Genomic DNA, 26,339 nt, shown 5'->3' with positions numbered 1-26,339 from the left:
GAAATTTTATGAAACTAATCTCTACTGCCCTTGCTTTGACTCTGATGTTGTCGGGTGCCGTGTTCGCGGCCGACAAGCACGACCATGGCCATGAAGACAAGCCCTTGCACGGGGGCTTGGTCACCGAGATCAAGGATGTGGACTACGAATTGGTGGCCAAACCCGATGTACTTCAGTTGTACGTGCGCGATCACGGAAAACCAGTCGACGTCAGCAAGGCGACGGCCAAGATTACCTTGCTCGCCGGTACCGACAAGCAAGAGGTCGAGTTGAAACCATCGGGGGATAAGCTTGAAGCCAAGGGCAGTTTCAAAGTCACAGCAGGCACGAAGATCGTCGCCCAGGTGAATGCCGCCGGCAAGACAGCGACTGCACGTTTTCTTTTGAAGTGAGTGAAAGCTGGGGCAAACGCCTCAGCTTTCCCATTTTTTCGTCACTTTTTTGGAAGGATTGGCTATGAGAATGTTGCCCCTCAAAGGTCTCGCGATATCAACAAGCATATTTATCTTGGCGGGTTGTGCTACCCCAGTAGATCAACTTGCCGAAAAGCCCTATTGCCACACGGACCGTGGCAGAAATGCCTACTGCACCAAAGAGAATGCGCCCAGTCTTAAGAGGGATGGTAATCCCCCCATTTTTAACGTGAGTCAGAAGTAGGGGTTAAGCGGCCATGGCCAGCCGCTGAATGGGTGTGAATCCGCCCAAGGCCATGTTTGGGCGTTCGTGATTGTAAGTCCAGAGCCATTGGGTGGCGAAGTCCTGCACCTCCTGTATGGATTCAAACAGATACTGTCCAAGCCAGTCGTAGCGCACCGTCCGGTTATAGCGTTCAACATACGCATTCTGCTGTGGCTTGCCGGGCTGGATATGCTCGATGCGAATCCCTTGCTGTGCTGCCCAGTTCAGCAAGGCTGCACTGATATATTCCGGACCGTTGTCGCAACGAATGGCAGCGGGTCGCCCCCGCCACTCGATCACCTGCTCCAGGGTACGGATCACCCGCCCGGCAGGAAGCGAGAGATCAATCTCCATCGCCAGTCCTTCGCGATTGAAGTCGTCGATCACGTTTAGCAGGCGGTAGCTGCGCCCATCCGCCAATTGGTCATGCATGAAATCCATCGACCACGTGGCATTGACTTCTCCGGGCACGGCCAAGGGCTCTGGCCGCTCACGCACGATGCGCTTCTTCGGCTTGATGCGCAGGTTAAGTTCCAACTCCCGGTAAATCCGATACACCCGCTTGTGGTTCCATGGGTAGCCCTTCACATTGCGCAGATACAGAAAGCACAATCCAAAGCCCCAGTTACGCTGATTGTGCGTCAGTCGAATCAGATGGTCGGCAATCTCTTCATTCTCTGCTGACAGAGCAGCCTGGTAGCGATAGCAGGTTTGGCTGATACCAAAAGCGGTACACGCCAGGCGAATGCTTACAGCATGTGTATCCACGGCGGTTTTAGCCATCTCACGCAGGCGAGATGGCTTCACCATTTTTTTGCGAGGGCCTCCGCAACGATTTCGGCTTTGAGCTTCTCTTCGATGTACATCTTCTTGAGCCGGGCATTCTCGGCCTCCAACTCTTTCATCCGCGCCATGAGCGAGGCGTCCATACCACCGTACTTCGATCGCCATTTATAAAACGTCGCCGAACTGATCCCCAGTTCACGGCACAACTCCGGCACCGTAACGCCACGCTCAGCCCGTTTCAACGTCTCGATGATCTGGCTGTCACTGAATTTCGATTTCTTCATGCAGAACTCCCTCTAACGAGAAAATTCTACTTCTGAATACGTTTGTTTTACGGGGGGATTACCGGATGAGGAAGCAAAGCAGTTCCCCTCTAACCCGGAGGCACTTACGGTATACCTAGTTCGCTATTGGGGTGATGGACACCATCCGCTGGATATTTCGGTCAATGGCGGGACTGCGATGGAAACTGTTCCGAACTCAATGATCCGCCTACGGGTAAAGGCTGGCAGCCATCGAATCGCCTTCAGTGCTGGCGGAAAGTCGTTTGACCGAACAATTTCCGGCATGGCAGGAGAGGTTCGCTTGGTGGGCATTACTGGCACAGACTGGTCTTGGGGTAGTTCGTCTCACGCGTGGGCAGACGACTCTGATGATCAGGTCAAAAGACAGGCTCGCCGGTCTCGTCTGATCAAAGATATATCGTTGCTGTGAACAGACTCGGCCAAATGGTCGAATCCGTGCCCTCAAGACCCACCTGTTACTATCTGTCTCTGAAAGCGGACGCGGGTTCGGTTCCGCGTTCCGCCACCATAATGTGAAATCCCAACCCTTATCGGTTGGGATTTTTTTGCCCTGAGCGCCAGTGTTGGCGCGGTTCCGGCCCGTTGCCTCGTGAGCGCTGCACCGCCAAACGACGCCGTTTCGGAGTACTTCTCGCCTCTCTGCTGCCGTTTTTCTCTGCTGGGCTCGTGAGCGTTCACCGAGCCAGAGCCAGCACTGGCGCGGGTTTCCGGCTTCCGGGTTGCGATTGTGAATTGGTCGGCCGTTGGTTACCGAATCTGCACTGCTCACCTCGTCTTGCATCAAGGTACGGCGAGCTCGGCGGCAGATACTGGTTGAGACAGTTCGCACAGGATGCCGCACTGTTCGGCGCTTCTGCCTTCGGAACACATTTCCCTCAAGGATCTGAGCTGCTGCTCAAGTGCGCTCAGTTCCTGGATACGCACCGCGACCTGCTCGATGTGTGCCTCAAGAACACGGTTGACCTCACTGCAATCTTGGGTTGGCACGTTCTTGAGGCGCAACAGCACACGAATCTCGTCGAGCGTCATGTCCAGCGAACGACAGCGGCGAATGAAAAGCAAGCGTTCGACGTGCGCGTCGCCATATAAGCGGAAATTGCCCGCGCTCCGGGACGGGGGCGGCAGGAGTCCTTCCTGCTCATAAAAGCGAATCGTTTGAATCGGACACCCGGTTTGCCGGGCAAGCGCTCCGATCTGCATAGCTGCAACCCCTTTTTATCATCGACTTGACTCTATAGTAGCTATAGAGTGTTAAATCTCAAAATACCCTCCGGATGCTTGCTGGTTTCTGCAAGAGCCTCGCCGGATCAGGAACGAGAAGAATCAAGGACCAATGACTATGACTGATGAATGCCAGAAATCCTGCGGATGTGCGTCCGAGCGGAAGGCGGAGTCCATGACGGGTGCCACGCCGACCGGGACGGGAAGGATGAGTCTGTTCTCGGTGCCGAAGATGGACTGCCCTTCGGAGGAGCGCATGATCCGGCTCGCGCTCGAGAATACGAGCGGGCTGGCCGCACTCGAGTTCGATCTTGGCGAGCGCGAGTTGCGTGTTTTTCACGACAGCCCCGTCGAACCCATTGCAAGCAAGCTTGAAAGTCTCGGCTTGGGCGCCCGTCTCATTGCGTCAACTGAATCGAATGGCCCGCACACTGTCGATGGGCAAAGCGACAGCCAGCCGTCCTCCGAGCAAGAGTCTCGCGCTCTCAAATGGTTGCTTGCCATCAACGCCGCCATGTTTGTCGTCGAAGTGACGACCGGGTGGATTGCGCAGTCCACGGGGCTCATGGCTGACTCACTGGACATGTTCGCGGATGCCGCCGTCTACGGGCTCGCGCTCTACGCCGTCGGCCGTCATACCGGGCACCAGCTGAAGGCGGCGCGGTTGTCAGGCTGGCTGCAACTGTTGCTCGCGCTCGGCGCAATGTCCGAGGTGCTGCGCCGCTTCGTCTTTGGTAGCGAGCCCGAGCCACCGCTCATGATGGGGATCGCGCTCGTTGCGCTCATTGCAAACGTTACCTGCCTTGTCTTGATCTCCAGTCATCGAAAAGGCGGCGCTCACATGAAGGCAAGCTGGATTTTCTCCACGAACGACGTGCTGGCAAACCTGGGGGTGATCGCGGCCGGGGCGTTGGTCGCCTGGACAGGATCGCGTTACCCCGATTTGGTGATTGGCTCGCTCATCGCGCTGCTGGTATTGAACGGTGCGCGGCGCATCCTGCGCCTCGGTGCCTGAAGCAGCGAGCGCGGGACATGCCGCCCCGGCAATATCAACGACTGAATTCCCGCCCTGGAATTTCACGCTGCGCTGCCCAATCCAATGGCAAGGCTCGCCGGATCAGGCGCTCCAGCACAAGCCCGACTGCCTTTTCCACCACGCACGCCTCGACGATGTCAGGTGCAAGCCGGGTCAGTTGCGCGATCCGACTTGCATGCCCCCGGTCAATGCTCTCGGCTGCCGCGATCTCGGTGATGGAGGGTCACGCGCGCCCTGACCTCGGCCGGGTTTGCGCTGTCCATCGATGATTTCGGCACCGGGTATTCCTCACTGGCTTACCTCAAGCGATTTCCCGTTCATAAACTGAAGATCGACATCTCGTTCGTGCGGGACATGCTGACCGATCGCAACGATCTCGCCATTGTGTCCGCCATCGTTGCCATGGCGAAGAGCCTCGGCCTCAAGACCCTGGCCGAAGGTGTGGAAGAGGCAGCGCAGGCGGAACACTTGCTGGCATTGGGTTGCGACGAAGCACAGGGGTATTACTTCGCCCGTCCGGAGCCGGCCGAGGTTTTCGCGCGCAGGTGGTTGCAAAGCGCATGTCCGAGTCATGATCTCGGTCAGGACGTGGATCGCCAAGAGCAAGGCCACCTCGGTACATGACGGCAAAGCCGCTCCATGGCACCGGGCCCCGGCGCATGATCACGCCCCCGAGTTCTCTCAAACTCTTCGTAGCGTTCACGCTGATCCGTGATCGGGAGCCGTCAGCCCGGTCGGTTCAACAGCGATCGGGGCCATTGCCTCTGCGAAAGCGCACAGACCAAAGGCACTTGGGCTGGCTCGCCCCAACTGCTTCACCTCATCAGGTTCCGCCTGGGAACTCCAGGCAGAACCTAGTCCTGCCCTGCGCGGAAGTCACGCTGATCGATCCTCCATGGGTTTGCATGATGGCGCGGGTAATCGCCAATCCCAGCCCTGCGCCGTCGGTTTCCGGATGTGACCGCGATGGGTCGGCCCGGTAAAAGCGATCGAACAGGCGCGGCAAGATCTTCGGCTCGATGTCCTCGCCGGTGTTCTCGACGCTCACCCGGGTGGCTTGGGAAGACTGGCTGATCTCGATCGTGACCTCGCCATGTGGCGGGGTGTGGCGCAGCGCGTTCGAAAGCAGATTGCTCAGGGCACGGCGGAACATCAAGCGATCACCGACGATCTCGCCCTCACCACGCTGAGCCAGTCTGACGCCCTTCTCATCGGCGACCGCCTCATAGAACTCAATCAGGGCGTGCGTTTCCTCGGCTGCCGAGAAACGTTCCCGGTTCGGCAGCATCATCCCGCGTTCGGCCTTGGCCAGGAACAGCATATCGGACACCATGCGGCCCAGACGCTGCAGTTCCTCGGCATTGGAAGCCAGGATCTCCCGGTAGGTATCGGCATCGCGCCGGGTAGCCAACGCGACCTGGGTCTGGGTCAGCAGGTTGCTCAGGGGGGTGCGCAGCTCATGCGCCAGATTCGACGAGAACTCCGACAGTCGCGTGAACGCGTCTTCCAGCCGGTCCAGCATCTTGTTGAGTTCGTGAGCCAGATCGGCCATTTCGATGGGTACCGCCTCGACGGGCATGCGCTGGTGCAGCCGCTGGCTCGTGAGCGTGGTGGCTCTGGATTTCATGGCACGCAATGGCGCCAGCCCCTTGTACGCGGCAAACCAGCTCAGCAAGCCACAGATGACGATCGTCACGACGGCATAGGTCATCAGGGTGCGCCGCAACTCCAGCATGAACCGTGTGTGATGCGCTGTGTCCATGGCAACGAGGATGTCCAGCCGCGTCGTTGCGTCATAGGCTGGAATAACCCGGACACGCATCCCGCGAAACGCCTGCCCTGCGTCGGCCCAATGGATCAGCGCGTCGTTGCCGTTGCCTTCATCCGCCGGTGACAGTTCGCGCGGGAGGCGAAATCCTTCGGACTGGAAGAGCGTTTCACCTTTCGAATCGTGGACGCTGACGTACAGCCCGTGATGGTGGCTCAATGCCTCACGCAGCAGCCACTTGGCGTCCTCGGTCGAATTGGATCGCGCCAAAATATCCTCGATCAGGTGCTGCTTGTCCTGCAGCGCCATGTGATCCAGCTCGATGAAATGCCGCTCGGATGCAGCGATGACCAACAAGGCCAATCCAAACACCACAGCCGCAGCCGCCAACGTAAAGAAGAGGGTGAGCCGGGTCGTCAGTGACAGGGAGCGAAACATTCAGCGCTCCTCCGGTGCTTCCAATACGTAACCCATGCCACGTACGGTGTGGATCAGCTTGACCTCATGACCCTCATCAATCTTCGCGCGCAAGCGCCGGATGGCCACCTCGATCACATTGGTGTCGCTGTCGAAATTCATGTCCCAGACCTGCGAGGCGATCAGCGAGCGGGGCAGGACCTCGCCATGACGGCGCATCAGCAGTTCCAGCAAGCCGAACTCTTTGGCAGTCAGACTGATCCGTCGCCCGCCGCGTGAAACGCGTCGACGCAGCAGGTCCAGTTCGAGGTCGGCCACGCGCAGCACGGTGCTCTCGTTGCCGCTGCGCCCTCGACGCAGGATCGTGCGCACGCGGGCCAGCAATTCGGCAAAGGAGAAAGGCTTGACCAGATAGTCGTCCGCACCGAGTTCAAGGCCTTTGACCCGGTCTTCCACCTGATCGCGTGCGGTCAGGAACAGCACCGGCATCTGCAGGCCGCGATGGCGCAAGGACTGGAGTACCTGCCAGCCGTCGAGGCCGGGCAGCATCACATCCAGGATGACCAGGTCGTACTCGCCCTGCAAGGCCAGGTGCAGACCATCGGCGCCGTCTTGCGCCAGATCGACCACGAAACCCGCTTCGCTCAAGCCTTGACGCAGGTAGTCGCCCGTTTTGGGTTCATCTTCAACGATCAGTATCTTCACGAGGGTGCTCCGCTATATCGAATAGCCGCTAGTGTGACGATTTTGGGTGCACCTGACACGCAGATAACAAAAATGTAATCGGACGAACAGCTTCCTGACAGGGGTGGCTCCCTAGCATCTCACCCACGACATCAGTAACTCATCGCGAGGAGCCCATGCCATCTCTGAGACCGTTTCATTCGTCATTGCCGTTGATGCCCTCGCGGCGGCGTTTCGTGCGCGGCTTGGTCGCCGGCGGCGTGATGGTCGGCCTGTCACCTTGGGTGCGCGCCGCAGCGCAGGGGCTGGCCGACACGCGCACGGGTTCGGCGCCCGTGCTCAGCGGCACGAATATTGACCTGGTGATCGCCGAATCGCCGGTCAACTTCACCGGCACACCAAGGATGGCGACCACCATCAACGGCTCCATCCCGGCGCCGACGCTCAAACTTCGGGAGGGCGACACGGTCACCATCCGCGTCACCAACCGCCTGCGCGAAGCCACGTCGATCCACTGGCACGGAATCATCCTGCCCTTCCAGATGGATGGGGTGCCCGGCATCAGTTTTCAGGGCATCCCCCCGGGCGAAACCTTCACCTACCAGTTCCGCCTCGAACAAACCGGCACCTACTGGTATCACTCGCACTCCGGCATGCAGGAGCAGACCGGCATGTACGGGGCGTTGATCGTCGAGCCGCGTGAGGCAGACCCTATCCGCGCCGACCGGGACTATGTCGTGCAGCTGTCCGACTGGACCGACGAAGACCCCATGCGGGTGCTCGCCAAGCTTAAGGTGCAGGGCGACTACTACAACTACCACCAGCCGACGGCCATCGACTTCTTCCGCGACGTCGCCGACATGGGGCTTTCCCGCGCACTCGACAAGCGTGCGATGTGGAACCAGATGCGGATGAACCCGACCGATCTGGCCGATCTCTCGGGGGCGACATTGACCTACCTGATGAACGGCGTCACCCCTGCCGGCAATTGGACTGGCCTGTTCCGGCCGGGTGAGCGGGTGCGTCTGCGGTTCATCAACGGCGCGGCCAACACCTTCTACGACGTGCGCATCCCGGGGCTCAAGATGACGGTGGTGCAAAGCGACGGGCAGAACGTCGAGCCCGTCACCGTCGATGAGTTCCGCTTCGGGCCGGGCGAGACCTACGACGTGATCGTCACGCCCCGAGAGGACGCCTACACGATCTTCGCGCAATCAATGGATCGAACCGGCTTCGCCCGCGGCACGCTCGCGGTGCGCGAGGGCTTGAACGCCGCCGTGCCTGCGCTCGATCCCGTCGAATGGCTCACCATGGCCGACATGATGGGCGCGATGGACCACGCGGCGATGGGCCACGACATGTCTGGCATGAAGCACGACATGTCCGGCATGAACCATGGCGCGATGGCCATGGATCACGGCCAGCACGCGATGCATGGCATGGCCGGCGGCGCGTTGGCCAAGCCCAGCGCCACGGTCCGTCACGCGCGCACGGAATACGGCCCAAGCACGGACATGCGTGTGGACATGCCCCGGACGAATCTCGACGATCCGGGCATTGGCCTGCGCAACAACGGCCGGCGCGTGCTGACGCTGGCCGACCTCAAAACGATCGGCGGCCCTCTCGATCCTCGCGGGGCCGAGCGCGAGATCGAGCTGCACCTCACCGGCAACATGGAGCGCTATACCTGGTCGCTCGACGGCCTCGAGTTCGGCAAGAGCACGCCGGTGCACCTGAAGTACGGCGAGCGGGTGCGCTTCATCCTGCACAACGACACGATGATGACGCACCCGATGCATTTGCACGGGATGTGGAGCGAGGTGGAAACGCCCGACGGGCAGTTCCTGGTGCGTCGTCACACCATCCCGGTTCAACCCGCGCAGCGCGTCAGCTTCCTCGTGACCGCCGACGCCCTGGGGCGTTGGGCCTGGCACTGCCACCTGATGTTGCACATGGACATGGGCATGTTCCGTGTGGTGGTCGTGTCATGAAACTCATCAAAGAAAGATTCGCCATGAAACCCGGTTCTCTCTTCACTGCGGCGCTGGTGTTGCTCGGTGCGGCACCCGTCTGGGCGCAAACACCGATGGAAGGCGGCCATGCCGGGCACCCGCGCACGGCTCCATCCCCAACGCGAGCCGAATCGAGCGCGAGCACCACCATGGACCACGGCAGCATGAACATGCAGGGCGGCCCCGCCCCCGCCGATGCCCGTGATCCGCACGCGTATTCCAATGGCTTGACTTTGGGGTCGGGCCCTTACGCACTCCCCGGGCCACGGCAACTTCGGCTGTCCGATGAACATGCGTTCGGCAGCGTGCTCCTCGATCGCCTGGAGCGCGTTTACACGAAGGACGGGAACGCGACCGCCTATGACGCGCAAGCCTGGTTCGGCGGCACCTACGACCGCCTGGTCCTCAAGGCCGAAGGTGACGTCGCCAAAGGCAAACTGGAGGAGGCACGCACGGAGGTCCTTTGGGGCCATGCGATCGCCTCGTACTGGGACAGCCAACTCGGCGTGCGTCAGGACAGCGGCACGGGGCCGGACCGGACTTGGCTTGCATTCGGCTTGCAGGGGCTTGCGCCCTACTGGTTCGAAGTCGATGCCACCGCCTACGTCGGCAGCTCGGGACGCACGGCACTGCGCCTGTCGGGCGAGTACGAGCTCCTGCTCACCCAGCGCCTGATTCTTCAGCCCAGCATGGAAGTCAATCTGTATGGCCAGCGCGATGAAGCGAGTGGCCTCGGCAGTGGGCTGTCCGATGCGGCGGCAGGCCTGCGACTGCGTTACGAGTTCTCGCGCCAGTTCGCGCCCTACGTCGGCGTCGAATGGGCTGGCAAGTTCGGACAGACCGCCGATTTTGCGCGCGCCGAAGGACAGCGTACCCGGGAAACGCGGTATGTGGCGGGTGTGCGGCTGTGGTTCTAGAAGCCGCCACGCACAACCCCGATCTGATTCACCAACCCTAAAGGAGAAACCGATGATGAAGAAAACCCTGAGCGTTTTGATGCTGAGCGCCTTGCCTGTGTTGGCGCTGGCCGGTGGGGACCATCAGGGCGGCCATGACATGGCCGGGCACGACATGCAGGGCATGCACGGTTCGATGCACGGGGGCACATCACCCTCCGAAGTCGGCAAGCCAGGCGATCCCGCCAAGGTCGACCGCACCATCGAGGTGGTCATGGACGACTCGATGCGGTTCACGCCGGCGAACATCGCGGTCAAGAAGGGCGAGACCATCCGCTTCTTCGTCAAGAACACGGGCAAGGTGCCGCATGAAATGGTGATCGGCTCCGTGAAGGAGCTCAAAGAGCACGCCGAGATGATGCGCAAGATGCCCCAGATGCAGCATGCCGAGCCGAACATGGTGACGCTCCAGCCCGGCCAGCGCGGCGGGCTGGTTTGGCAGTTCGATCGGGCGGGTACCGTAGACTTCGCCTGCCTCGTCCCCGGCCATATGGAAGCGGGCATGGCGGGCAAGATCGTCGTCGAGTAAGCAGCGTCACCGGGAGTCCTTGTCATGCACCAAACCGGTGATCAACCGTTCCCCCGGCGGCGCAGGCTGCTGCTGGCGGTGCTTGCGCTGAGTCTTCCCTCCCTGGCACCAGCCGCCGCACCGCAGACGCTTGCCGTGCAGGTGTGGAAGGACCCGAACTGTGGGTGTTGCAAGGACTGGATTACCCACCTGGAGAAAAGCGGATTCCGCGTGAGTGCCGTCGACCAGGGCAACGGCGCGGCCCGCGCTCGCCTCGGGATGCCGCAGAAATTCGGTTCCTGCCATACGGCCCTGATCCAGGGCTATGTGATCGAAGGCCACGTACCCGCAACGGACATCCAGCGGCTGCTCAAGGAAAAGCCCCAAGCCCTGGGCTTGGCGGTGCCGGGCATGCCCATTGGTTCACCCGGCATGGATGGTGTCGCCTACGGAGGACGCCGTGATGCCTACAAAGTCTTGCTGGTTGGGAAAGACGGATCAGCGCAAGTTTTCAGTTCTTATCCGTGAAGAAACCATGCACTGACCGTGTGCCGATTGGATCCATGAGGCGCAGCAGCGGTCTTGCAACCTGGAACAGGAGGCCGGCGCCGACCGCGCCGATCCTCGATGAAGGGAACACCGCGATGAACGCGACTGGCCATGAACACCTCCACGACACGCGCGGCTCGTACGGCCTGAATCGGCGCGTGAGGACCGCGTTGCTGATGGTTGCCCTCATCGGCGGCTTCTACCTGCTGCGCGAGCACTGGAGCCATGTCGCAGGCAATTGGGTGTACCTGTTGCTGCTGGCGTGCCCGCTGATGCACCTGCTGCATGGCCACGGTGGCGATGGCGGGCATGGTGCGCCGCCCGACAAACCCGCCAACAGGGAGGCGTGAAGTCATGGACCTGCGATCAGACCACGAACACCGCCGACACGCCCACGACCACCCGAGCGCACTGCAGCGGGCCGAAGGTCCGAAGGACCCTGTCTGCGGCATGGACGTGACCGCGCAGTCCGAGCACCACGTCGAGCACGCAGGCCGACTCTTTTACTTCTGCAGCGCCAAGTGCCGGGCGAAGTTCGTCGCCAAGCCGGCGCGCTATGCCCACAGCGGCCATGAGCCTTCGTCTGTCGAAGCGCCGGCGCTGGCGGCAGGCACCATCTACACCTGCCCCATGCACCCCGAGATTCGGCAGGATCACCCCGGCCATTGTCCGAAGTGCGGCATGGCGCTGGAGCCGGTGCTGCCGGATCTCGAAGGAGAAGAGAGTCCCGAGCTGCGCGATTTCCAGCGCCGCTTCTGGTGCACCCTGCCGCTGACCGTCATGGTCACTGTGCTTGCCATGTTCGGCCACCAGTTGCATTGGTTCGAGGCGCGCACACAGACCTGGATCGAACTCGTTCTGTCCCTGCCCATCGTCCTGTGGGCGGGCCGGCCGTTCTTCGTGCGCGGCTGGCAGTCCGTGGTCCATCGCAGCCCGAACATGTGGACCCTGATCGGGCTGGGCACCGGGGCGGCATTCGTCTACAGCGTGGCGGCGACCGTGGCCCCACAACTGTTCCCGGACTCGTTCGTGTCCATGGGACGGGTCGCGGTGTACTTCGAGGCGGCGGCGGTGATCATTTCCCTGACCCTGCTGGGGCAGGTACTGGAACTCAAGGCGCGTTCGCAGACCTCGGCCGCCATCAAGTCCTTGCTCGGACTGACCCCCAAGACCGCCCGGCGCCTTCGCGACGATGGCACGGAAGAGGACGTGCCCCTGACGCACATCCATGTCGGGGATCGGCTGCGCATTCGACCCGGCGAAAAGGTTCCGGTAGATGGTACGGTAATCGAGGGCAGCAGCGCTGTGGACGAATCGATGCTGACGGGGGAGTCCCTGCCCGTGACCAAGCGGGTGGGCGACAAGGTCATCGGTGCGACGCTCAATACCAGTGGCGCGCTCGTCATGGTCGCCGAACGTGTCGGCTCGGCGACCATGCTGTCCCAGATCGTGCAGATGGTGGCGCAGGCGCAGCGGTCCAAGGCGCCGATGCAGCGCATGGCCGATGTCGTGGCGGGCTATTTCGTGGTCGCGGTGGTGTCCATCGCCGTGCTGACCTTTTTTGCCTGGGGCCTGTTCGGGCCGGAACCGCGTTGGGTTTTTGGCCTCATCAACGCCGTGGCCGTGCTGATCATCGCCTGCCCCTGCGCGCTGGGCTTGGCCACGCCCATGTCGATCATGGTGGCGACCGGGCGAGGGGCTACGCAGGGGGTGCTGTTTCGCGATGCCGCCGCGATCGAGAAAATGCGCCAGGTCGATACCCTGATCGTCGACAAGACCGGCACATTGACCGAGGGCCGGCCGCGCTATCAGACGACGATCGCAGCCGAAGGCTTCACCGCCGGCGAAGCCTTGCGACTGGCTGCCAGCCTCGACCAGGGCAGCGAGCACCCGCTGGCGGAAGCCATCGTCACGGCCGCGCGCGAGCAGGGCCTGGTGCTCTCACGCGCCGAGGAGTTCGACTCGCACTCGGGCATCGGCGTGCGCGGGCGCGTCGATGGACATGCCGTGGCACTGGGCAACACCGCGCTGATGGACCAGCTCGGTGTGGACGTGCGGCCATTGGCCGAGCGGGCGGAGGCGCTGCGCACCGAGGGGGCCAGCGTCATGTATCTGGCCGTCGATGGCGTGCTCGCCGCAGTCCTGGCCGTCGCCGACCCGGTGAAGAAGACCACACCGCAAGCGCTGGCGTCGTTGCGCGCGGAGGGCTTGCGCGTCGTCATGGCCACGGGCGACGGTCTGACCACGGCCAAGGCCGTGGCGGCGCGCTTGGGCATCGATGAGGTGCATGGCGAAGTCAAGCCCGCCGACAAACTGCAACTGGTGGAGCGGCTGCAGCGCGAGGGGCGTATCGTTGCGATGGCTGGTGACGGCATCAATGATGCCCCGGCCTTGGCAAAGGCCGACGTCGGTATCGCCATGGGCACCGGCACCGACGTGGCGATGAACAGCGCACAGATCACGCTCGTCAAGGGTGACCTGCGCGGTATTGCGGTGGCGCGCGCCTTGTCAGTGGCCACGGTCCGCAACATGAAGCAGAACCTGATGTTCGCCTTTCTCTACAACGCACTGGGCATTCCCATTGCGGCCGGCGTGCTGTATCCGCTCACCGGTTGGCTGCTTTCACCGTTGATCGCCGCCCTGGCGATGAGTTTCAGCTCCGCATCGGTGATCGGCAATGCGCTGCGTTTGCGCGGCGTCCGTCTTGTCTGAACACGAGGATCGTCGCGCGTGCCGTGGTGGGTGCTGGTTGCACTCCCAGATCGCTGGGTCTGTCGTATCGGTTGCCACCCGACGTTGGACACCTGATCCCTATCGAGGCCTGGAATGCTCTCGACCACGGCACCTGAGCCGCCTCACACCGATACCGCACTTGGCGCCCAGTCGGCATCGCCATAAGCACTTGCACCGATGTGGCGATGAGTCCGCGCCCCGCCTCGGTGAGCAGGAATGCATTGAGATTGGCACACGATTAATCCCGATCCCATCCCGAATGGAATCTGACATATATGTAACGGCCGTCTCATCTTCCCGTCAGCGGTGACTTCGCAGAATACATACTGTGCAGTCGCACAAGGCATTGACAGAAATGCCTTCACGTTTGATTGAAAGGAGTGTAGAGATGAAAGCCAGGATTACCGCTGTTGTCGCCGCCACCGTGCTGAGCGCCATCGTAACCCCATCGTTCGCTGGTGACGCGGCAGCGGCCAGCGCCAAGAAAATGTTCCTCCTCAAGGACGGTGGAACCCTGTATGTATTCGAGGACGGCAAGACGGCGCTGGAAGACAAGTTCGGACGGGCTATCAACCTGAAAGAGGGGCAATCGCTCGAAACGGTCGATGGCCAGAAGATTACAGCCAACGGCAACGAGGTCGCTCGACTCGATGGTCTTCTCCGTCAGGGTCATTCCGGCGGTTGACTACTCGATTCAATTCGTGAACTGCACGCCAGCGGATGTCGGGCCAACTCGTTGACCAACACGCGCTGGCGGGCCATCGGTCATAGCTGGGGCTAACCACTCGATGGTAGGCTGCGACGCTACCGGTCAATCGGCGCCGCACAAGGTGAGAGTCCGCCCTGCACTGACTGACCGGCGTTCATTGCCGAGGCCATTGCGTCCACAACAACCCGCAGGATTGCCCGGGATTGCTCAATCGTTGAGAGAGTGGGTTGGATTCCGGTCGCGTCTGCACCACCACCATTCCACGCCCAACCCTCTCAGGTTGGGCGTTTTCGTTTGTGCCTTTCCCCGCGCCACGCGGGGCTGCGGGCCGTTTTGCGTGTGCCACGCGGTGCAACCACTCCGCCCGAATGTCGCCCGGTTCGACTCTCTTTTGCCCTCTCTTCTCTCAAAACCCGCGCCAACGTCTCGGCGAAAGCGCACGCAGACGGCCTTGCGCATCAACGACTTGTGCGTGCGTCATGGGCGTCGGTTGTCCATCGTGCTTGGATAGGCAAAGCATCAAGCCTGCGCGAGAGTCGATGCCGCAGCACAGGGCATCGCGTACAAACCCGCGCGCTTGTGCGTGACCACGAGCGCGCGGTAGGCGAAGAGCGGCCCTTCGGCTTCAGGCCTGCCCTTATCGCGCGCCTTGATCTTGAACAGGTCGATGGGCTTGGCGCTGTCGAGCCTTGCGCGCCGCATGATTTGTTCGGCCGTGCGGGGCTCGCCTTTGAACGACCACAGCGCGTGGAACACGGCGGCCTGCGCCTCGGTCAGCCGGATCGGCCCGTGCGGCCAGTCGGGCAAGGTCACCCAGCGGAAGTCCGCCGAGAACGGGCCATGCACCGGCGTCGTGGGATCGCCGGCCTGCGGGTCTGTCGGCTCACCCGGCAGGCCGATGAACGCGATGCTGCCTGCGTAGAAGGCGAAGCGCTCCTCCAGCGCCAGCCACTCCACGCCCGGGCCGAAGGGCGCGCCGCGCGTCTCGCGGGGTTTCGGCGTAATCACTCTGATGTTGCTACCGGCCACGCGCACCCGTTCCAGCAGCGACGGTTCGCGCCACAGACGAACGAGGTCGCGTGCGAGCAGCACCGGCGAGCGCCGTGCGTCACCCAGCCGCCACACGCCGTCGGCGAGAGTGTCGATGCCGTCGCGACTGTCGATCGACAGCGCCAAGCGCAGTTTTCGGCGCAGCCAGTCCTCGTCCAACCTCAACGCGACCGCGTCGTCGGCCGCGACGGCCACCGGCCCGCACTCGGGGCAATGGCAGGTACGTCCCCGGTGCCCGTCGCCCCAGACCTGCGCCCGGTGCTGGTGACAGTAGGGGCACAGCACGAATCGCTGGTCCAGGGCCGTGGGTTTCACCGCCTGCCAGAGGGTCGGCAAGGCGGCGATCTCGCGGGGAGAGAGTGCGGCTCGAAGGATGGGCGTGCCGCCTGCGAACAAGCGGCACACCAAGGCCCAGGCATCGTGCGTGGCCACCGATCAATCCTCGTAGATCGGCTGCGGGCTGGCCGTGTCCGCTTCCGGCGGCGCTTCCTGGGCGTTCAGCGTCTGGCCGGGCTGCAAGATGCCCAGCGAGACCAGGTAGCCCTCCAACTGCGCCTGCAACGCGGCATCGAACTTGTGCAGGTTCAGCCGGCCGCGACGCGTCACTTCGACCGTGATGACCTTGGAACGAGCCTTTCCGGGTTCGGGCGGGTAGTACAGGTTGATGCGTGCCGACGTGATCAACCAGCCGCGTGCCAGCGGATCCTCACCGGGAAACTCCTCGCGCAGCAGTTCGGTGACGCAGCGCTGCTCGCTCGAGGCCATCGCCGTGCAATCGAGCTTGAGTGCCGTGCTCGGGCTCAACACCGAGACGGACTTGACCTGCAGCGCCATGAAGCCATCCGCCACGGCCTGCGGCACATCGAAGCCGAGGCGCAAGACCGACAGATCCAGCGTCGGCGGCTTGATGCGGTGCGCCTCCACCTTGATGCCCAGCAGGTGCTCGGCGAAGGCGTCCACGAGCATCTGGTGGTACTTCGCACCACCGCGCACGAGGGTGCGAACGACCCCGGTGGCCACGGCGTACTCGAGCACCATGTGGATGTTCGGGTTGCCGATGCGACGGGTGAGATGGGCGCCCTCGAACTCCAGGCGCAGCATCGCCAGATCCTTGACGTGGACCGTCAGCAGGAACACGCCGGGGCTGCGTTCCACCAGGTAAGCCACGCTGCCGTCGCCGCATTGAAGCTCGCGCTGATAGAAGGCCGAGATGGCCTGGCGCAGCGCGGCCAGTGCGGCATCCGAGGTGTTCGGCCGGCGCTTCACGCCGAGGTCGTGCTGCTGGGCTTGCGATCCGTGGCGCTCGAGGTAGTCGAACTCGCAGGCCCGCTCGAACAGCGCCGGATGGTTGGCATACAGCCAGAAGGAGCGGTGAGTGTCGCTCCGGCATGCCACGAGACCCAGCAGCGCGGCGCCGTCCCCGGCGGCGGCCTGGAAGATTGCCTGCTTGCCGGCCGGGTCGGCCAGCTGGATGCTGGCCATGAGGTTGCCGATCAGACGGTCACGGGCGGCGACGTCGGGCCAGGCCCGAACGGCCTCCACCAGTGCCTGCGAGGTGCGAGGCGTATCCTCCCAGTCGAAATCGTCGGCCACGGGCAGGCCGTGCGAGGCCAGGAAAGAGCTGAGGGTCGCGTCCACCGGCAGTTCGAGCAGCACGTCGACGAAAGTCTTCTTCATCGCGTCTCGGTCCTTTCCCTGAAAAGGCGTCGAAGGTCTGCGGACCGAGAGTTCGGGCACGCGGGCCGGCGACATTTGCTGAACGGATATCACGCAAAAGTAAGGCAGCGTGATACAGCGCGATTGTGTCCCTGCCTGACCGGCCTGTCAAACACTGTGGCACATTTGGCGCTCGCGTGTATCACGGCGCTATACTGTCGGACTGCATTCCACCACTTCCCGTGATTCGAGACAGGACATCGCCATGGCTTCCGCGTTTGGATCTCGCCTGCGGCGATTTCGCGAGGCGAAGAAACTGACCTTGCAGCAAGTGGCCGACGCCGTCGGCTGTACCAAGGCCTACATCTGGGAACTGGAGATGAAAGAGGGCCAACGCCCCTCGGCCGAGCGGGTGCAGGCGCTGGCCAAGGTGCTGGGCGTGACCATGGAGGACATCATGGGCGAGCCGATGCCCCAAGTGCCCGAGGCCAGCCCCGAGGACGTGGCCTTCTTCCGCGCCTATGCCGGCATGACCGACGCTGAGAAGGACCGGGTGCGCCAAGCACTGAAGATCATCTTCCCGGACAAGGATCTGCCGGAAGCCAAAAGGTGAGCACGCCCCCGGCCCTCAATGGCGCGATCGCCGCCAACAAAGTCCACCACTGGTTGCGGGCTTGGTATGGCGCGGACGTGCCCGAGGCCGTCGATCTCGACCTGGTGCGGCAGATGCTGCCGAGTACGCCCTTCGGGGCGGGCGTGCGCGAAATCCGTCCCCCGGTGCAGTTCAACGACGAGGCCTTCGAGGGCTTGCTGGCGCGGGATCCCGATGACCCGGAGGTCTGGGGCATCGCCTACAACGGCACGGTCAGCCGCGAGCGCCAGCGATTCACCATCGCGCACGAGCTCGGGCATTTCGTGCTGCACCGCGACCGGCAGCCGCGTTTCCACTGCGACAAGGAAAGCGTCCACTCCGGCCACGAGACCATGCGCCGGATCGAGCGCGAGGCCGACGACTTCGCCAGCAACTTGCTGATGCCCGGCGATCGGCTGCGCGAGTGGGTCTCGGACCAGCGCATCGATCTGCACGTCTTGAGCGCCATCGCCCAGCGCTTTGAGGTTTCGTTCGAGGCGCTGTGCATCCGCTTCATCAAGTTCACCTCGCAGCGCTCCATCCTGGTCTACTGGGACAACGGCTACGTGAAGTACGAATGGCGCAGCAGCAGCGCGGTCAAGACGCGCGCCCGTATCCGGCGCACCAGCGATCCGCAAGAGCCGTTGCCCGGCACGCTCGCCGCCGACGCGAGCGTCGTGCAGGCCTGGGAGGGCGTCGAGATGTCCGCCGCGATCTGGTGCCCCGAGGAAGCACCCTACATGAAACTGCGCGAGTTCAAGCACAGCTACGGCGCGCGGGATCGCGTCCTCACGCTGCTGCTGTTGGAGAGCGCGGAGCCACGCGCTTGGGATCGGGCGTGGCAGGACAAAGAGATCTCTGCCAGCTATGCTGAGTTCTATGCTTCGAGATAGCGGAGGACGTGCGACATGATCGTCTTCAGGGAGCACCCCGTCGTTCAGTTACGCTTCCTGCCGTGGAAATGCTTCTTGAGGCACCGACCGAGTCCAACGTGATGCCGCGAGTCAGACGCACGACCGAAGCTGCGAGCATCAAACTCGCGCCTGAAGTCAGGCGTGCGTGGGTAGGTGCCTCTGAGCCTGAACGTCGCTCGCTGGCCAACGTGTTCGAGGTCGCCATCCTCAAGTACGTCAAGCGCCACCACATGGCCGTGCCCGCTGCCGCCAAAGAGGAACAACAGCCGAGGGAGGACTGATGCCGACGACCCCGCAACACGGTTTGCTTACACGCTTGCTCGATTACATCGTCGAGCAGGGCAAGGAGATCGACCCCAGGGCCTACGTTCTCACAGGCACCTCCGACTTCAGGCGCTTTCCGACAGACCTGGCCGGGCTGCCCGGCGTCGACCTTGATCGCAAGGTCGAAGGCGACCACATCTGGCTGCAGGTTGCGCGCCTCGCGTCCACCTCGCCACCTGCTCCTGACGAGGAGGTGCGGCCCTATATCACCTATTCCGACGATCCGAGCGGGCCCGTGCCGACCCTCAACGAGCAGGCGCTGCAACATCGATTCGCAGCTGACAGACGCTCGATGAGTGAGGAGGTCGCGGCCACTCGCGACAAGCATCTCCGCGAGCGCGTCGCGAGAGCCTTGACGGACTACACACCGCTTTGGCAGGCCTGGGCCGAAGGGGAGAAGCCCCGGCGCCGCACCATCGCACTCTATGGCGATCTCTTCATGCTCAAGGGTCGGCTCGAAGCCGAGGAGACCTCTAACCCATCGGAACTGGTTTGGGGCATGGGCGTGTCGGCCTGGAAGTTCACCGGCACGCGCACGGAGGACGGAAACGGCAAGGGCGTCAGCGTCGACTACCAGTACCCGCTGCTGACACAAGTCGTCGAGATTGACCTCGACCCCCAGACGCACACGATTTCGGTGCGCCCCAGGGCCGTGGCTCCGCGCCTAGAGTTCGACGCCTTTGGCGCCTGTCAAGTCATGGGAGCGGCGGAAGTCGAGAAGCAGGCCAAGGTGCTCCTGGAGAGCGACTCGGAGCGCACGCTCACGCCGTTCGACATCGGCAGCTTCGAGCCCATCTTGAAGCTCGCCGCCGGAAGCCTCGACAAGGCAGGGCGCTACGACCCAGCCCATCAGGGGCTGCCCACTCCGTCCGACCAACTGCTCGTCACGGCCGGATGGGTGTTGTTCGTTCGTCCGCGTTCGGCCAATTTCCTGGTCGAGGACATCCGTCGTTTGAAGGCACGCCTGCAAGCAGGCGATGCGATACCTGCCGGCCCTGCTTGCCTCGTGACGCCGCCCTCTGATGAGGTCGTCAAGTACGAGGCCATCTCGTTTCGAGGCCTGTGCAGCGGCAGCAGGGCCAAGGGTGAGCCGCACGAACTCTACTTCCCGCTGCCCTATAACCAAGAGCAGGAGACCATCGTCGAGATGCTCGAGCGCGCTCCTGGCGTCTGCGTCCAAGGGCCGCCAGGCACCGGCAAAACGCACACGATCGCCAACATCATCTGTCACTACCTCGCCACTGGGCGCAAGGTGCTGGTGACCTCCAAGGGCGAGCATGCGTTGTCCGTGCTGCAGGAGAAGATCCCGGAGGACGTGCGGCCGCTGACAGTGGCGCTGCTTTCAGGCGACAAGGAAGGGATGCGGCAGTTCCAGGCCTCCATCGAGGCCATCATCCACAACCTGTCGCAGCTCAACACACGCGCCATACAAGACGAGATTGAGCGCTGCAAGCAGCTGATCGACGCCGCACACGCCGAGATCGCCCGTATCGACAAGCGCGTTGACCAGATTGCCGTTCAGCAGTTGGCGGGCATCGAGGTCGATGGCGTGCAGATGCGCGCGCAGAAGATGGCCGAGCTGGTCGTCTGCGGCCAACAACAGCACGACTGGTTCGACGACGATCTGACGCTATTGCCGGAGCACGCCCCGCCCCTGAGCGACGCCGAGGCACAGACGCTCAGAGATGCCCGCCGCCGACTGGGAACCGACCTCATCTACGTCTCTTCACGGCTGCCCTCGAGCTTCGGGCTCTTGCCTACCGAAGAGGTGGCCAAGCTGCACGACGCTCTCGTGGGTATTCGCGAAATCGATGGTGCTGAGGCCGACGGCGAATTGCTGGCGCTGCGTGCCTTGACGCCCGAGGTGCTCGATGAAGCCCGCCGCATGCTCGCGGCAGTCGACCAGGTGCTCAAGATCGTGCACCACCTGGAAGAATTGGAGAGCCCCTGGGTCTTCGATCTGCGAACCAAGTGCCGACGCCCGGACTTCGCCAGCGAACAGGAGGCGCTGAAGGCACTGCTGGCCGAGGTCGACGAACTGGTGCAGGCTCGCGCGGCATTCCTGCAGCGGCCTGTGGCGTTGCCCGCCGAAGCATTGGGCAACCCGAAGGTCGTCCAAGCCATCGAGCGGGCGCGCGAGACGGGAAAGCCCTTCGGGTTGATGAGCTTTGGCAACGGTGATGCGAAGGAACAGGTGGGTGCCATCCGCGTGTCCGGACTACCGCCCCAAGCAGTCGAGGATTGGGTACATGTGCATCGCTATGTGCGATTGCACGAGAGGGTACTGTCGTTCTCCGTGCGATGGAATCAGTTCGCGCAGGAACTCTCGGTGCCTGAGGTCAAGGCTGACGTAGAGGCGCTGCGCTCGACCGAGCGGATTGCGCTCGCGGCGAAACTGGCGCACGAACTGGCGATCGCCCACGACGCCAATCTGCCTCGCATGGCCGAGAAGGTGTTTCGCGAGCCGCCGAAGAACGAACTCCTTGGCGGCTCGTCTCAACTGCAGACGGTGCGCGAACATCTACGCCGCCACCTCACGCGCGCCGAGCTCGCGACTGCCGCCGCGCAGCTCGCCATTCTCCAGGAGAAGCTCGCCGGCACTTCGGGGCCGGTGGTCGAGCGGCTGCGCGCGTTCATCGACTCGCAGCTCGGCAATCCCGAAGTCGCCACCGAGCGCATCGTGGCGCAGTATGCGGAGATCATCGGTGAGATCAAGCGCGTCGAGTCGCTGTCGTCGAGCCTGGCAACCGTCAACGACCTGTGCGCGCGCATCGAGCGCGCCGGGGCGATGAAGTGGGCAGCCCGCCTGCGTTCTCAAGTACTCCCGCCCACCGGCGACGACGAGGTGTTGCCTGTCTCATGGCGCGATGCCTGGAACTGGGCACGCATCAAGAACCACCTCGCAACCATCGAAGCCCGCGATGAACTCCTGACGCTCGCACAACGCCGCCGCGACCTCGAGAGAGTGCTCGCTCAGCAGTACGAGCAGTTGGTGGCCAAGTCGGCGTGGCTTGAGACAAAGGCCCAGGCATCAGCCAGGGTGCTATCGGCCCTGGAGAGCTACCGTGTGGCCATCCGGAGGATCGGCCAAGGCACCGGGCCCAACGCCACCCGCTATCGACGCGACGCACAAAAGGCGATGCTCGACGCTCAAGGCGCCATTCCCTGCTGGATCATGAGTCATGCCAAGGTCTCCGAGAGCATGCCGGCCCAGTTCGGTGTCTTTGACCTGGTCATCGTGGACGAAGCCAGCCAGTCCGACCTCTGGGCATTGCCAGCGGTGCTACGTGGCAAGAAGATCCTGGTGGTGGGCGACGACAAGCAAGTATCACCGAGCGGTGGCTTCATCTCGGCAGCCAAGATCGCAGCGCTCCGAGAGCGCTTCCTCTCTGACCAACCTTACGGGCGGGACCTGACTCCCGAGAAGTCGCTGTACGACATCGCGTCCACCGTCTTTGCGGCCGAGCGCGTGATGCTCGCGGAGCACTTCCGTTGCGTGCAGCCCATCATCGCCTACAGCAACAAGACCTTCTACAAGAACCAGATTCGACCCCTTCGCGTGCCCAAGGCCTCTGAGCGCATCGACCCACCGCTCGTGGACGTATTCATTGAGCATGGGGTGCGGGACAACCGGGACGTCAACCGGATGGAGGCCGAGTTCATCGCAGCTGAGATCGAGGCCATCCTGCGTAACCCCAAGCTGCGCAATCGCACGATCGGGGTCGTGTCGCTCTTGGGGCCAGAGCAGGCCAAGTTCATCTACAACTTGGTGGTCAGCCGGGTGGACCTGGCCGAACTCGAGCGCCGCAAGTTCGCCTGCGGCGACGCCTACGTGTTCCAGGGCAGCGAGCGCGACATCATGTTCCTGAGCATGGTGGCCGACGCCACCCGCCATCACGCGCTCTCCGGACAGATCTTCGAGCAGCGATTCAACGTCGCCGCCAGCCGTGCCCGCGACCGTATGTACCTGGTACGCTCAGTCAAGCTCGGTGAGCTGTCGATGACGGACGTCCGGCGCACGCTCGTCGAACACTTCACCATGCCGTTGGATGGCGGCGAGGAGGAAAGGAGCCTCGTCGACCTGTGTGAGTCTGGCTTCGAGCGCGACATGTATTCGTCGCTCGTTAATCTCGGCTATCGCGTCACGCCTCAGGTCAAGGTTGGTGCCTACCGCATCGACATGGTGGTGGAGGGAGCGAACGACACGCGCCTTGCTATCGAATGTGACGGCGACGAGTTTCATGGCCCGGACCGCTGGCCGACAGACATGCAGCGCCAGCGCATACTCGAGCGCGCCGGTTGGGTGTTCTGGCGGTGCTTTGCATCGACGTGGTCGCTGCGAAAGGACGAGGTGCTAGCCGAACTCAAGGCACGGCTACATGCAATGGGCATCGAGCCGCTTGGGGCTCTGGAGCGCGTACCGTCGGTTGTCGAGAGTCGTGTTTGGTCGATGCCAAGCGCTGATACAGGTGACTCTGGCGAAAGAGAATCGATTGCCGATGATGCCGACGTTTCGATCGTCGGCGCGATGACCGCAGGTGGAGGAAATTCCAGCACTGCGGGACTGTGACTCCCAAACCCGCTCTTGCGAGCACATTCCCGCCCAAACCCGTTACGCCAAGTGCCATGGGTTCCTAGCATGAGGAGCGTTTTCCATCGAAACGCCTGCCATGCTCGAACACGAACCCTTCTTCTCGCTCCATGGGGCTGACCGGCCTCGGCACGCGCACCAAGAGATCGTCGATCTGCTGGCCTGCGGCCTGCTGCGGCTGCGCGCCCGCGGCGCAGTTCCTGCCCTGGGCACCAGAGATGAAGTTGACCTTGGCTTCGTCGGCCAGGAGCGCGTGAATGCGAACCCCGATGACCACCAAGGAGTTCGCCCATGACGGCACACGCACGCCCCGCAGACGCGGCCACCGTCGCCGCCCGTATCGCCCAGCTACCCGATTTGTCCATGGAAGACCTCTGGGCGTTATGGGACGAGTATTTCGATGAGCGCCCGAAGCATCACCATCGCACCTGGCTGGAGAGCCGGCTCGCCTACAGGATCCAGGAGCGCGCCTTCGGCGGACTGAGGCCCGCGACGCGTCGCAAGCTCGAGCAGATCGGTGAAACAGGCCTGCTGCCGCGCGGGCTGCGCCGCGACGCGCATCGGCTGCTGCCGGGCACGGTGCTCACGCGCATCTTCGACGACGTCGAGCACCGCGTGCTGGTGCGCGGATCCAACGATTTCGAGTACCAAGGGCAGCGCTTCAAGAGCCTGACGGCGATTGCCCGTCACATCACCGGCACGCCGTGGTCGGGACCCGCGTTCTTCGGCTTGAAGGCCAAGGATGGCCAGAAGGAGATGGCATGAGATCGCCACGGCCTGTGTCCACTTCGGCTATCCAGGCCCCCCATCCCGTGACACCGAAACGACGCTGCGCGGTCTACACGCGCAAGTCCAGCGACGAAGGACTGGACCAGGAATACAACAGCCTGGAGGCCCAACGCGACGCCGGGCTGGCCTACATTGCCAGTCAGCGCCACGAGGGCTGGATCGCCGTCGAAGACGGCTATGACGACGGCGGCTACTCCGGCGGCAACCTCGATCGCCCGGCGCTCAAGCGCCTGCTGGCCGACATCGAGGCCGGCCGCATCGACATCGTGGTCGTCTACAAGATCGACCGCCTCACGCGCAGCCTGGCCGACTTCGCCAAACTGGTGGAGGTGTTCGACCGCAACGGCGTCTCTTTCGTGGCGGTCACGCAGCAGTTCAACACCACGACCTCGATGGGGCGGCTCACGCTCAACATCCTGCTGTCCTTTGCGCAGTTCGAGCGCGAGGTCACCGGCGAGCGCATCCGCGACAAGATCGCCGCCTCCAAGGCGAAGGGCATGTGGATGGGCGGCATGCCGCCGCTGGGCTATGACGTCGTCGAGCGCAAGCTCGTCGTCAACGAGCGCGAAGCGGCGCTGGTGCGCGACATCTTCCGGCGCTATGCCGAGCATGGCTCGGCGGCACGGCTGGTGCGGGAGATGGCCATCGAAGGCCACAGGACCAAGGCCTGGGTGACCCAGGGCGGACGCCAGCGCACGGGCCGGCCGATCGACCAGCAATACATCTTCGCCTTGTTGCGCAACCGGATCTACCTGGGTGAGATCCGCAACCACGGCACCTGGTATCCCGGCCAGCACGACGCCATCGTGCCGCGAGATCTATGGGACGCCGCGCACGCGTTCATCGAGCGCCGCAAACAGGCGCCGCGCGAGCACCGGGCCAAGCATCCGGCGCTGCTGGCAGGGCTGCTGTTCGCGCCCGACGGGCAGCGCATGCTGCACACCTTCGTCAAGAAGAAGAGCGGACGCCTCTATCGCTACTACGTCCCCTATCTGCACAAGCGCCGCAACGCAGGCGCGAGCCTGGCGCCGGGCGCTGTGGACGTCGGTCATCTGCCCGCCGCCGAGATCGAAAACGCGGTCCTCGCGCAGATCCACGCAGCACTGTCGGCACCGGAAGTGCTGATCGGCACCTGGCGGGCGTGCCAGCGCCACCCGGCGGGTGCCGCCCTCGACGAAGCGCAGGTGGTGGTGGCGATGCGCCGCATCGGGGAGGTGTGGTCACAGTTGTTCCCGGCCGAGCAGCAACGCATCGCGCGGCTGCTGATCGAGCGGGTGCAACTGCATGAGCACGGGCTCGACATCCTCTGGCGCGAGGACGGCTGGCTGGGACTGGGGCCCGAGATCGGCGCGCATCCCTTGGTCGAGGAGTGCCGCGCGAGTGCCGAGGAGGCCTTGGCATGACCCAGGCGTCTTCCGATCCCGTGCCGAACTCCCGCCGCCGCGTGATCCGGGTCGAAGTCGGCGCCGATGCCCGCAGCTACGTCAGCGGCAGCCAGCGGGTGACCGTGGTGCCGCTGACGATCAAGCGGCGACACAACCGCAAGCTCCTGATCCCGCCGACGCCCGAGTCCGCCGCTGCGACCGCGGGCGGCCTGGATGCGCCGATGATCAAGACGCTGGGCAAGGCCTTCTACTGGAAGCGGCTGCTCGAGGAGGGGCGCTATGCCACGGCGACCGACCTGGCCCTTGCTCTGAAGCTGGAGCCCGGCTGGGTGGCCGAGGTGCTGCGCTTGACCCTGCTGGCCCCCGACATCGTCGAGGCCATCCTGGACGGCCGCCAGCCGCGGCATCTGAATCTGCAAACACTGCGCGGGCGGCATGAGCTGCTGCCCCGCGATTGGGCCGAGCAGCGCAAGATGCTGGGTTTTACGCCAGCAGCACGGTAATCGGCTGCCGATCATCCCCCCTGTCCCCAAGAACGGCGAGCCGTGTGCTCGCCGTTTTGGCATGGCTGCACGCGGATTGGCGAACCCGAAGTTCCTCGCGGGTTCGCCATTGCGTCCCTCCAAAGTTCGCCACC

General features: G+C 63.3%; 24 protein-coding genes. 17 read left to right on the top strand and 7 right to left on the bottom strand.

What is annotated here, in order from left to right; translation table 11 throughout:
* Nucleotides 1–8: 8 nt before the first annotated feature.
* The gene (locus tag M52SOB_RS09490; RefSeq protein ID WP_131111630.1) at nucleotides 9–392 is read left to right on the top strand and encodes a hypothetical protein; all 384 of its coding nucleotides are present in this window, start codon (nucleotides 9–11) and stop codon (nucleotides 390–392) included.
* Nucleotides 393–660: 268 nt separating this feature from the next.
* Here the strand turns inward: M52SOB_RS09490 and M52SOB_RS09485 are convergent.
* Together M52SOB_RS09485 and cadR are read right to left on the bottom strand one after the other, a co-directional pair.
* A protein-coding gene (locus M52SOB_RS09485; RefSeq protein ID WP_131111629.1) for an IS3 family transposase occupies nucleotides 661–1,748 on the bottom strand; the annotation gives its coding sequence in 2 pieces (ribosomal slippage) (nucleotides 661–1,487 and nucleotides 1,487–1,748; 1,089 coding nt in all).
* 801 nt (nucleotides 1,749–2,549) lie between these two features.
* Nucleotides 2,550–2,969, bottom strand: coding sequence for a Cd(II)/Pb(II)-responsive transcriptional regulator (cadR, locus tag M52SOB_RS09480; protein ID WP_037989410.1), 420 nt, complete (start codon nucleotides 2,967–2,969; stop codon nucleotides 2,550–2,552).
* A 196-nt stretch (nucleotides 2,970–3,165) separates the two neighbouring features.
* On the opposite strand from cadR, the gene M52SOB_RS09475 reads away from it, so the two are divergent.
* Both M52SOB_RS09475 and M52SOB_RS09470 read left to right on the top strand, forming a co-directional pair.
* Nucleotides 3,166–4,005, top strand: coding sequence for a cation efflux transmembrane domain-containing protein (locus M52SOB_RS09475; protein ID WP_345741434.1), 840 nt, complete (start codon nucleotides 3,166–3,168; stop codon nucleotides 4,003–4,005).
* A gap of 255 nt (nucleotides 4,006–4,260) precedes the next feature.
* A complete protein-coding gene (locus tag M52SOB_RS09470) occupies nucleotides 4,261–4,650 on the top strand; it encodes an EAL domain-containing protein (RefSeq protein ID WP_082438493.1) in 390 nt (129 codons plus the stop codon).
* 199 nt (nucleotides 4,651–4,849) lie between these two features.
* On the opposite strand, the gene M52SOB_RS09465 is transcribed toward M52SOB_RS09470, so the two are convergent.
* Entirely contained in the window at nucleotides 4,850–6,232 is a 1,383-nt protein-coding gene (locus M52SOB_RS09465) for a heavy metal sensor histidine kinase (protein WP_131111628.1), read from the bottom strand.
* Nucleotides 6,233–6,916: a heavy metal response regulator transcription factor gene (locus M52SOB_RS09460; protein ID WP_072756547.1), complete on the bottom strand. Its 684-nt coding sequence runs from the start codon at nucleotides 6,914–6,916 to the stop codon at nucleotides 6,233–6,235.
* A gap of 155 nt (nucleotides 6,917–7,071) precedes the next feature.
* Between M52SOB_RS09460 and M52SOB_RS09455 the strand changes: the two genes are divergently transcribed.
* The 7 genes from M52SOB_RS09455 to M52SOB_RS09425 all read left to right on the top strand — a co-directional run bounded on the left by M52SOB_RS09455 (nucleotide 7,072) and on the right by M52SOB_RS09425 (nucleotide 14,338).
* The gene (locus M52SOB_RS09455) at nucleotides 7,072–8,886 is read left to right on the top strand and encodes a copper resistance system multicopper oxidase (protein WP_131111627.1); all 1,815 of its coding nucleotides are present in this window, start codon (nucleotides 7,072–7,074) and stop codon (nucleotides 8,884–8,886) included.
* A 95-nt stretch (nucleotides 8,887–8,981) separates the two neighbouring features.
* Nucleotides 8,982–9,824, top strand: coding sequence for a copper resistance protein B (locus tag M52SOB_RS09450; protein WP_348542204.1), 843 nt, complete (start codon nucleotides 8,982–8,984; stop codon nucleotides 9,822–9,824).
* 52 nt (nucleotides 9,825–9,876) lie between these two features.
* Complete coding sequence (locus M52SOB_RS09445) at nucleotides 9,877–10,392, top strand: cupredoxin domain-containing protein (protein WP_131111626.1); 516 nt, start codon at nucleotides 9,877–9,879, stop codon at nucleotides 10,390–10,392.
* A gap of 24 nt (nucleotides 10,393–10,416) precedes the next feature.
* Nucleotides 10,417–10,899 carry a DUF411 domain-containing protein gene (locus tag M52SOB_RS09440; RefSeq protein WP_131111625.1) on the top strand — a complete coding sequence of 161 codons (483 nt, stop codon included), beginning with the start codon at nucleotides 10,417–10,419 and terminating at the stop codon, nucleotides 10,897–10,899.
* Between the two features lie 35 nt (nucleotides 10,900–10,934).
* Nucleotides 10,935–11,270, top strand: coding sequence for a DUF2933 domain-containing protein (locus M52SOB_RS09435; RefSeq protein WP_284155064.1), 336 nt, complete (start codon nucleotides 10,935–10,937; stop codon nucleotides 11,268–11,270).
* 4 nt (nucleotides 11,271–11,274) lie between these two features.
* Nucleotides 11,275–13,632, top strand: coding sequence for a heavy metal translocating P-type ATPase (locus M52SOB_RS09430; RefSeq protein WP_131111624.1), 2,358 nt, complete (start codon nucleotides 11,275–11,277; stop codon nucleotides 13,630–13,632).
* 409 nt (nucleotides 13,633–14,041) lie between these two features.
* On the top strand, nucleotides 14,042–14,338 hold the full coding sequence (locus M52SOB_RS09425; RefSeq protein WP_019562338.1) for a CopK family periplasmic copper-binding protein: 297 nt from the start codon (nucleotides 14,042–14,044) through the stop codon (nucleotides 14,336–14,338).
* Nucleotides 14,339–14,881: 543 nt separating this feature from the next.
* Here M52SOB_RS09425 and M52SOB_RS09420 read toward each other — a convergent pair.
* Both M52SOB_RS09420 and M52SOB_RS09415 read right to left on the bottom strand, forming a co-directional pair.
* On the bottom strand, nucleotides 14,882–15,844 hold the full coding sequence (locus M52SOB_RS09420; protein ID WP_131111623.1) for a hypothetical protein: 963 nt from the start codon (nucleotides 15,842–15,844) through the stop codon (nucleotides 14,882–14,884).
* A gap of 3 nt (nucleotides 15,845–15,847) precedes the next feature.
* A complete protein-coding gene (locus M52SOB_RS09415) occupies nucleotides 15,848–17,089 on the bottom strand; it encodes a hypothetical protein (protein WP_131111622.1) in 1,242 nt (413 codons plus the stop codon).
* A 244-nt stretch (nucleotides 17,090–17,333) separates the two neighbouring features.
* Between M52SOB_RS09415 and M52SOB_RS09410 the strand changes: the two genes are divergently transcribed.
* From M52SOB_RS09410 to M52SOB_RS09395, 4 genes are all read left to right on the top strand, one after another.
* Complete coding sequence (locus tag M52SOB_RS09410; protein ID WP_131111621.1) at nucleotides 17,334–17,681, top strand: helix-turn-helix domain-containing protein; 348 nt, start codon at nucleotides 17,334–17,336, stop codon at nucleotides 17,679–17,681.
* Nucleotides 17,678–18,592: an ImmA/IrrE family metallo-endopeptidase gene (locus M52SOB_RS09405; protein WP_131111620.1), complete on the top strand. Its 915-nt coding sequence runs from the start codon at nucleotides 17,678–17,680 to the stop codon at nucleotides 18,590–18,592. Before M52SOB_RS09410 ends, M52SOB_RS09405 begins: the two co-directional genes overlap by 4 nt.
* A gap of 62 nt (nucleotides 18,593–18,654) precedes the next feature.
* On the top strand, nucleotides 18,655–18,894 hold the full coding sequence (locus M52SOB_RS09400) for a hypothetical protein (protein WP_131111619.1): 240 nt from the start codon (nucleotides 18,655–18,657) through the stop codon (nucleotides 18,892–18,894).
* The gene (locus M52SOB_RS09395; RefSeq protein WP_131111618.1) at nucleotides 18,894–23,507 is read left to right on the top strand and encodes an AAA domain-containing protein; all 4,614 of its coding nucleotides are present in this window, start codon (nucleotides 18,894–18,896) and stop codon (nucleotides 23,505–23,507) included. Before M52SOB_RS09400 ends, M52SOB_RS09395 begins: the two co-directional genes overlap by 1 nt.
* A 64-nt stretch (nucleotides 23,508–23,571) precedes the next feature.
* Here M52SOB_RS09395 and M52SOB_RS13955 read toward each other — a convergent pair whose 3' ends face one another.
* Entirely contained in the window at nucleotides 23,572–23,808 is a 237-nt protein-coding gene (locus M52SOB_RS13955; protein WP_172601806.1) for a hypothetical protein, read from the bottom strand.
* Between the two features lie 11 nt (nucleotides 23,809–23,819).
* Between M52SOB_RS13955 and M52SOB_RS09385 the strand changes: the two genes are divergently transcribed.
* The 3 genes from M52SOB_RS09385 to M52SOB_RS09375 are packed head-to-tail and all read left to right on the top strand — an operon-like array spanning nucleotide 23,820 to nucleotide 26,205.
* Entirely contained in the window at nucleotides 23,820–24,293 is a 474-nt protein-coding gene (locus tag M52SOB_RS09385) for a DUF2924 domain-containing protein (RefSeq protein WP_131111616.1), read from the top strand.
* A complete protein-coding gene (locus M52SOB_RS09380; protein WP_131111615.1) occupies nucleotides 24,290–25,720 on the top strand; it encodes a recombinase family protein in 1,431 nt (476 codons plus the stop codon). The genes M52SOB_RS09385 and M52SOB_RS09380 overlap by 4 nt, the downstream gene beginning before the upstream one ends.
* A complete protein-coding gene (locus M52SOB_RS09375) occupies nucleotides 25,717–26,205 on the top strand; it encodes a hypothetical protein (RefSeq protein ID WP_131111614.1) in 489 nt (162 codons plus the stop codon). Before M52SOB_RS09380 ends, M52SOB_RS09375 begins: the two co-directional genes overlap by 4 nt.
* Nucleotides 26,206–26,339: the final 134 nt, after the last annotated feature.

The sequence above is a fragment of the Sulfuricystis thermophila genome (assembly GCF_004323595.1).
GTDB classification, from domain to species: Bacteria; Pseudomonadota; Gammaproteobacteria; order Burkholderiales; family Rhodocyclaceae; genus Sulfuricystis; species Sulfuricystis thermophila.
Note: the sequence above shows the minus strand (reverse complement) of the source record. Positions and strands in the feature narration are given on the sequence as shown.

Bases quoted from the DNA above. Each gene is read 5' to 3' on its own strand.
- M52SOB_RS09490 (WP_131111630.1), top strand. From the start codon at position 9: ATGAAACTAATCTCTACTGCCCTTGCTTTGACTCTGATGTTGTCGGGT.
- cadR (WP_037989410.1), bottom strand. From the start codon at position 2,969: ATGCAGATCGGAGCGCTTGCCCGGCAAACCGGGTGTCCGATTCAAACG.
- M52SOB_RS09475 (WP_345741434.1), top strand. From the start codon at position 3,166: ATGACGGGTGCCACGCCGACCGGGACGGGAAGGATGAGTCTGTTCTCG.
- M52SOB_RS09465 (WP_131111628.1), bottom strand. From the start codon at position 6,232: ATGTTTCGCTCCCTGTCACTGACGACCCGGCTCACCCTCTTCTTTACG.
- M52SOB_RS09455 (WP_131111627.1), top strand. From the start codon at position 7,072: ATGCCATCTCTGAGACCGTTTCATTCGTCATTGCCGTTGATGCCCTCG.
- M52SOB_RS09450 (WP_348542204.1), top strand. From the start codon at position 8,982: ATGGAAGGCGGCCATGCCGGGCACCCGCGCACGGCTCCATCCCCAACG.
- M52SOB_RS09445 (WP_131111626.1), top strand. From the start codon at position 9,877: ATGATGAAGAAAACCCTGAGCGTTTTGATGCTGAGCGCCTTGCCTGTG.
- M52SOB_RS09440 (WP_131111625.1), top strand. From the start codon at position 10,417: ATGCACCAAACCGGTGATCAACCGTTCCCCCGGCGGCGCAGGCTGCTG.
- M52SOB_RS09435 (WP_284155064.1), top strand. From the start codon at position 10,935: ATGAGGCGCAGCAGCGGTCTTGCAACCTGGAACAGGAGGCCGGCGCCG.
- M52SOB_RS09430 (WP_131111624.1), top strand. From the start codon at position 11,275: ATGGACCTGCGATCAGACCACGAACACCGCCGACACGCCCACGACCAC.
- M52SOB_RS09425 (WP_019562338.1), top strand. From the start codon at position 14,042: ATGAAAGCCAGGATTACCGCTGTTGTCGCCGCCACCGTGCTGAGCGCC.
- M52SOB_RS09415 (WP_131111622.1), bottom strand. From the start codon at position 17,089: ATGAAGAAGACTTTCGTCGACGTGCTGCTCGAACTGCCGGTGGACGCG.
- M52SOB_RS09410 (WP_131111621.1), top strand. From the start codon at position 17,334: ATGGCTTCCGCGTTTGGATCTCGCCTGCGGCGATTTCGCGAGGCGAAG.
- M52SOB_RS09395 (WP_131111618.1), top strand. From the start codon at position 18,894: ATGCCGACGACCCCGCAACACGGTTTGCTTACACGCTTGCTCGATTAC.
- M52SOB_RS09385 (WP_131111616.1), top strand. From the start codon at position 23,820: ATGACGGCACACGCACGCCCCGCAGACGCGGCCACCGTCGCCGCCCGT.
- M52SOB_RS09380 (WP_131111615.1), top strand. From the start codon at position 24,290: ATGAGATCGCCACGGCCTGTGTCCACTTCGGCTATCCAGGCCCCCCAT.
- M52SOB_RS09375 (WP_131111614.1), top strand. From the start codon at position 25,717: ATGACCCAGGCGTCTTCCGATCCCGTGCCGAACTCCCGCCGCCGCGTG.